Source organism: Arthrobacter sp. H41 (assembly GCF_000520535.1).
In the GTDB taxonomy this organism is placed as follows: domain Bacteria; phylum Actinomycetota; class Actinomycetes; order Actinomycetales; family Micrococcaceae; genus Arthrobacter_D.
In genome coordinates this window covers 26,966-33,276 of the sequence record NZ_KI914797.1, presented here as the reverse complement: position 1 = coordinate 33,276, position 6,311 = coordinate 26,966, and the positions used below count along the sequence as shown (strand labels likewise).

At 62.4% G+C, this 6,311-nt stretch carries 4 protein-coding genes and 1 riboswitch; of the genes, 2 read left to right on the top strand and 2 right to left on the bottom strand.

Annotation, left to right across the window (positions count from 1 at the left end; translation table 11 throughout):
- Window positions 1-406: 406 nt before the first annotated feature.
- Together Y705_RS18955 and Y705_RS18950 are read right to left on the bottom strand one after the other, a co-directional pair.
- Window positions 407-1,834, bottom strand: coding sequence for an LLM class flavin-dependent oxidoreductase (locus Y705_RS18955; RefSeq protein WP_081737956.1), 1,428 nt, complete (start codon window positions 1,832-1,834; stop codon window positions 407-409).
- A gap of 7 nt (window positions 1,835-1,841) precedes the next feature.
- Window positions 1,842-3,179 carry an MFS transporter gene (locus tag Y705_RS18950; protein WP_049822565.1) on the bottom strand — a complete coding sequence of 446 codons (1,338 nt, stop codon included), beginning with the start codon at window positions 3,177-3,179 and terminating at the stop codon, window positions 1,842-1,844.
- Window positions 3,180-3,218: 39 nt separating this feature from the next.
- Window positions 3,219-3,333, bottom strand: a riboswitch (SAM riboswitch).
- A gap of 565 nt (window positions 3,334-3,898) precedes the next feature.
- On the opposite strand from Y705_RS18950, the gene Y705_RS18945 reads away from it, so the two are divergent.
- Entirely contained in the window at window positions 3,899-4,324 is a 426-nt protein-coding gene (locus Y705_RS18945; protein WP_049822564.1) for an ester cyclase, read from the top strand.
- Window positions 4,325-5,485: 1,161 nt separating this feature from the next.
- Window positions 5,486-6,311 (top strand): trans-sulfuration enzyme family protein (locus tag Y705_RS18940; protein ID WP_049822567.1); only part of this gene is annotated, 826 nt, incomplete at its 3' end.

Sequence of the window (6,311 nt, the reverse complement as noted above, 5' to 3'; positions counted from 1 at the left end):
GTTTCCTCTGTCCGGAGGGATCTGCATTACATACATTAAGGGCCATAAAGCCGTTTTTGTATACAACCCGACGGTCTTAACTAGGACATAGGAGAACTAATCACGCGAGACGCTCGACAACAGCGCATGTCCCGACCAATTCCTCGGAGTGCAATCACCCCCGGGAAAGGACCGTTCACTGAAGACCGCGCCGGGGATCGACGAAGTGGTTTCACCGGATCGGTGCGGCTGTACCTGGCAGGAGGAATGCTGTGACGCGCCCACCTGTGGACGGCTTTGGGCTCGACCACAAGGGGCTCCACCCGCCCCCAGGTGGACGGCACACGACAGAAGCCATGAGCACTAAGCCCCAATCTCATCGAGGATCCGGCTGCGTGGTGGCTTCGTTCACTGGTCAACCGTGGTCTCACCTGATGGCTTCAAAAGGGCGTGGTTTGGCCACCCCAGTAGGTCGGACGCTTAAGGAAGCTGCTGGGCGGAAGCGGGTTCCGTAGTGGTCTTCGGCCAGGCGGGGGCCTTTTCCGAGGATGGCTTCGCGGAGGGTTTTGCCCGGTTGCGGGCTCTCCTGTAGCAGTCCTCGTCGCCGTAGTTCGGGTGAGACCAGGCGCACGAATTCTTCGAGGTCGGCGGGACGTACTGCGTTGGACAGGTTGAAGCCGTCGACGTCGCCTTGGGCCATCCAGCGTTCCAGTTCGTCGACGACGGTCGATGGGGAGCCGGTGATGACCGGGCCTCTTCCGCCGATGGCGACGAAGTGCGCCAGCTCGCGGACTGTCCAGACCCGTGAAGGATCGAGTTTGGTGAACGCGGCCAGTGCGGACTGGTTTCCCTCGGTTTGCACGTATTCCAGGGTGCTATCCAGGTCCGCGGTACTGAGGTCCACGCCGGTCCATCCTGCGAAGAGGGCCAGCGCGGCTTGTGGGTCGATGTAGCGGGTGTAGTCTTCCAACCGGGCTGTGGCTGCTTCATCGGTCTCGGCCACGATGACGGTGGCCATCGCGAAAATCTTCACGGAGTCCGGCGCCCGGCCCTGGGAGGCAAGTCCGGCCCGGATGCTGTCGACCCAGGTGCGGGTCAGGTCGGTGGAGTAGCCGCTGAAGAAGATCGCTTCGGCGTGGTTCGCGGCGAATTCCTGTCCACGAGGCGACGCGCCGGCTTGGAACAGCAAGGGGGTTCGCTGCGGTGATGGTTCGGTGAGGGCAGGCCCGGGAACGGTGAAATGTTCGCCGTCGTGGTTGATACCACGCACCTTCGTGGGGTCGGCGAAGATGTTCGCTGCCTTGTCGGCCCTGACGGCATCATCATCGATTGAGCCTTCCCACAGTTTGTAGACCACGTCCATGTACTCCTCGGCGCGGTCGTATCTTTGGTCGTGGGGGATCTGCTCGGTAAGTCCAAGGTTCTGGGCCGCGGAGTCCTGATAGGAAGTGACGATGTTCCATGCCACCCGGCCGTTGGTGAGGTGATCCAGTGTGCTGAATTTTCGTGCCAGCAGGTAGGGCTGTTCATAGGTGAGGGACGCGGTGACTCCGAAACCGATGCGGTGGGTGGCTGCGGCCAGCGCGCTGACAATCAGCAGGGGATCCAGCATCGGGTATTGCACTCCGCCGCGAACTGCTTCGTCGGCGTTTCCTGCGTAGACGTCGTACTGCCCCAGGATGTCGGCGAAGAAGATGCCGTGGAAACCTCCCTCTTCCAGGGTGGTGGCCAGGGAGGTCCAGTAGGCAAGCTCGTTGTACCGGCGGCTTTGATCCTCAGGATGTCTCCAGAGGCCCGGTGACTGGTGAACCGGTACCAGCATTTCAAATGCGTTGAGCAGGATAGGTTTCGTCACTGTTCTCCTAGAAAGTATCGGGGGCGGAGTTGTTTTTTGCGTAGGTACGGGCGGGATCTTTCGCGGCGAAGGCGGCGATCGTGGACAGGGCTGCCAGCAGTGTCAGATATGCACAGATGAGCCAGGGTTGCCCGCCGCCGACGCTGAGCAGTGCCGCTGCGATGAAGGGTGTGAGACCGCCTGAGAGGACGGTGCCGACCTGGTAACCGAACGACACTCCGCTGTAGCGCAGGTGCAACGGGAACTGTTCCGCGAACCAGGCGGCCTGCGGGCCGTAAATGGAATCGTGCAGGACGTTCATTCCCAGGATCATCACCAGCGGCAGCAGGACGAGCGGGCCGTTGTCAAGGAACCAGAACAACGGCCAGACAAATATGCCGATGCCGATAGCACCCGCTATGGCAATGGGGCGCCTTCCGTAGCGGTCGGACAGCCAGCCCCAGAACGGGCCCGAGACCAGCCCTACCGCGGAACCGACCAGTACCGCGGTCAGTCCCGACGTCGTGTCGTCGCGGCGAGAGCTGATATATCCGAGCAGGTACACAGTGAGCACCACGAACAGTGCCGGTTGGGCCAGACGGAGACCGATCGCCACCAGCAAGCTCCGGCGGTGGTACCTCAGTACCTCAGCGATTGGAGCCTTCGCGGTGTTCTTCTCCGCTTTGAGCTGCTGGAACTGGGGAGCGTCCTCAACGCCGAGGCGGATGATCAGGCCGATCACCACCAGCACGGCGCTGGCCAGGAAAGGTATCCGCCATCCGAAGGATTGGAACTGCTCAGCGGTCATTACCAGCTGCGTGGTGGCAAAAGCGCTGGTGGCCAACAACATTCCGGCAGCGGAACCCACCTGTGTGAAACTTCCGAAGAACCCGCGGAGGTGCCGGGGGGCGTGTTCAACCGATAGTAAAGCGGAGCCTCCCCATTCGGCGCCGGCGGACAAACCTTGCAACAGGCGCAGCACCACCAGGCCGACGACGGCGAGGGTGCCGATACTCTCATAATTGGGAAGGAGGCCGATCCCCGTGGAGGCGATCCCCATGGTGAGCAAGGATGCAACCAGCAGTGCTTTGCGGCCGATGCGGTCACCGAGGTGGCCGGCCAGGATTCCGCCCACTGGGCGCGCGAAGAAGCCCACGGCAAAGGTTGCAAACGATGCCAGGACGCCGGCGAACGCTGAGGACTGCGGGAAGAACTGGGTGTTGAAAATCAGTGCCGCGGCCGTGCCGTAAAGGTAGAAGTCGTACCACTCGATCGTGGTGCCGACGAAGGCTGAACTGAGAACACGCTTTTTGTCACGGATGCGGATAGCAGGTGCGGGCACCGCAACGGATTCGACAGCGGACATTGAATAACCCCTTGCATTTCAGGCGCACCCGGTTCAGAAACGCCATACTTGCCCGTGCAGTTCCGCACCGGGCCGAATCATCACCTGGGGCACCCCGCTACAGCGGGAGGGTTGCCGCCCGACAAACCAGGGTTTTACGTCGGGGCTCTTGATTCTGCTTTCGAGAATATGATCTCTCCCCACGCTGCTCAACCTGATGACGCCACATGACCGTCACGGCATAACCTGACCAGCGAAGAACCAACCACTTGGTCACCGGTCCAGCAGTCCCCACCAGATGCAACTCGACATGGCCAACCGCTGATAACTTCCCAATACGTCAGCCCCGATCCGGAGGTCGTTTCGCCCGAGACACAGATTTTCTGCATCGATGGGGCTACGTGTTCCTGCGAATTCGTTCGAGGAGGCGCACCGGACGGACGAAATCCGTGGTCGTCACTTGGTCCTGAAATGCTTGGTGATACCCGCTGTAGGTTGATGTGACGCGGATCGCGCAGGGCAGTCGGTACTTCGACGGTAGAGGGTAGATCGGAACATGCTGAACTGCTCCGGAACCGCAAAAAGTTGATCGTGCAGATTCGGGCGGCGAGGGCATGACCTGCAGTGGGACGCGTCGGGCCCCGGTCAGGTGGCTGGTCCTTGCTTACCCACGGCCCTCGGCTCACACTGGCAGGAGGTGCTCAGCGAGCACTGCTCAGAACGGTGTACGAGGAGCCGCAATGCCCGACAACCCAGATCTGCGCAAGGTGTATCAGAGGATCATCGATGTGGTCGGCGCGAATGATGCCGCAGTGCTGGAGGGGTTGATCGCTGCTGATCTGATCGACCACATGCCCGTGCCGGGCCAGCCACCGGGGCGGATGGGTTTTATCTTCTGGATGCACGGTATGCATGCCGCTTCTCCGGATATGACGGGCCTGATCTCTGACACCGTGGTGGAGGGCGACAGAGTCGCCGGCCGGGTGTTGTGGACCGGCACGCATGAAGGGGACTTCCTCGGTCTGCCCGGTACCGGCAGGCAGATAGCCATCACCGCCATGCACCTTGTCCGGTTTGAGGACGGGATGGCTGCGGAATGGTGGGGCGCCGCAGATCTACTCGGCGCCGCGATGAATTTGAACGCCCGTCTGGAACCTTCTCCGTAGGCGGACTGTTTACCGGGCAAGGTCAAGGAGTGGTAGCTGCGCTTTCGCGCACCCGCGATGCCGGCTGCGGGCGTGAGGGTTGGATTTCCTTCATGGGCGCTGGCGGCATGTCGACCCGCGGAGTTCGTCCCGTGTTGAGCCCGCAACCTGGCTCAGCCCGAAGACCCGTTAAACCGGCTCGGCCAGTGACCTCTTCAGGCGTCCGTCCGGTAATCTGCGTGCAGCTTCGCCGGCAACGGTCCCTGAATCATTTCGGGCGTCATGCCATGGATTTCGGCAACTTTTCCGCGGAACCACTCATCAAAGGGATCGTCGGAGGTGGCGGCGATCCTGAAAGCCTCAGTGATGTCTCGGCCCTCCTGGAAGAGGCAGGCNCGCCTGCCGGGGTGGCCATATGGCTGATAACCTCCCGGGTAATTCCCATCCTCCGCCTGGAACGTTGATAGTCCTCCCACCGGGAGGAACGAATCTCCGCGTCAACTTCCCTGAAAGCATCTATTTTGCCGGGAAGGATGGGTGCGAACCAGGTTAGACATTCCATGACCGTTCTTCGTTCTACTATTTGCCAAGCAATAGCGCGACTGCGTCGTGTGACAAGTTAACTGTAGTCCTGCCGGGGTGAACCTGGACAGAGTTTGCTGCAATCCGACAAGCACACGCGACCGGTGACGAAGGATCCCGTCAAACTGTGAGCTGAAGCGTGGGCCAGTGGCTTTTGGGAGGCAGCCGCCTCAGGCCTACCCGGCAGTTGGAGGCGTTTACCTTCAACCTGCGCGTACGGCACCCCGCATCTCGGGCGGAGTGCAGACGACTTTGGAGTTTCCGTGCAATCGACTTCGAAAAATGACATGAAGTTCACAGCTCGAGGGGCGTTTCAGGTGGTATCAGAAGCCACGTGCGAAACGGCCACTATCATTCCTGGTGGTCGAGACGGTGGGACCGCTGAGGTTCAATTGACTCCAAATCCGCACTATGACCCCGACAACGGCCCAATAGTTCGGCCCAGTGCCTGGCCGCTCTCTGCGCACCCCTGACGACGCGAACATCGGCACGGTGGAAATCAATTCCGTCATGAGGCCCCCGCGCCCGGGACACGAGGCGGATGGACCACAACCCGGCCGCGATTCCCGGACGCACACCTCCGCCAACTACCCTGATCCCATGACCCCATCCGCTGAGGACACCCCCCTGGCCCCGGACACCCTGGTAGTCGCCGCAGGTCGCCCGCCACGGGAACACGACGCACCGGTGAACACCCCGATCGTCCTCTCCTCCACCTTTTTCGGCACCCGCGCCCCCGAACCCGGGGACCGCGTCTATGGGCGCATGTCGAACCCCGCCTGGGACCCCTTCGAGGAGGCGCTCGGGCGGCTCGAAGGAGCCGACCACCCCGCACTCGTCTTCAGCTCCGGCCTCGGGGCAGCCGCCGCAGCGCTGTCCCTGGTGCCGACGGGCGGCGTCGTGATCATGCCCAAACATGCCTACGCGGGCTCGCTCAGCCTCGCGGCGGCGGAAGCGCATCTCGGCCGCTTCACGCTCCGGACCGTAAACGTTGCGGACACCGAAGCAGTCCTGGCCGAAATTGAGGAGCAGAGAGAAAAAAAGCTCATGCTGTGGCTCGAAAGCCCTACCAATCCCATGCTCGAAGTCGCCGAGACGGCAGTCCTCACCGAGGCCGCCCATGCCGCCGGAGGGCTCGTCGTCGCCGACAACACCTTCAATACGCCGATCCTCAGCCGGCCGCTCGAGGACGGCGTCGACGTGGTGCTGCACTCCGTCACCAAGTGGCTGGCGGGGCACTCCGACGTCGTCCTCGGTGCTCTCGCCACCTCGGACTCGGAACTCCGGGAGCGGCTCCAGGCCCACCGCACCCTCCACGGCGCCATCGCGGGCCCGTTCGAGGTGTGGCTCGCGCTCCGCGGCCTGCGGACCCTCGCGCTCCGCATGGAACGCAGCCAGGCCAACGCCGCCGTCCTCGCCGAGCGGC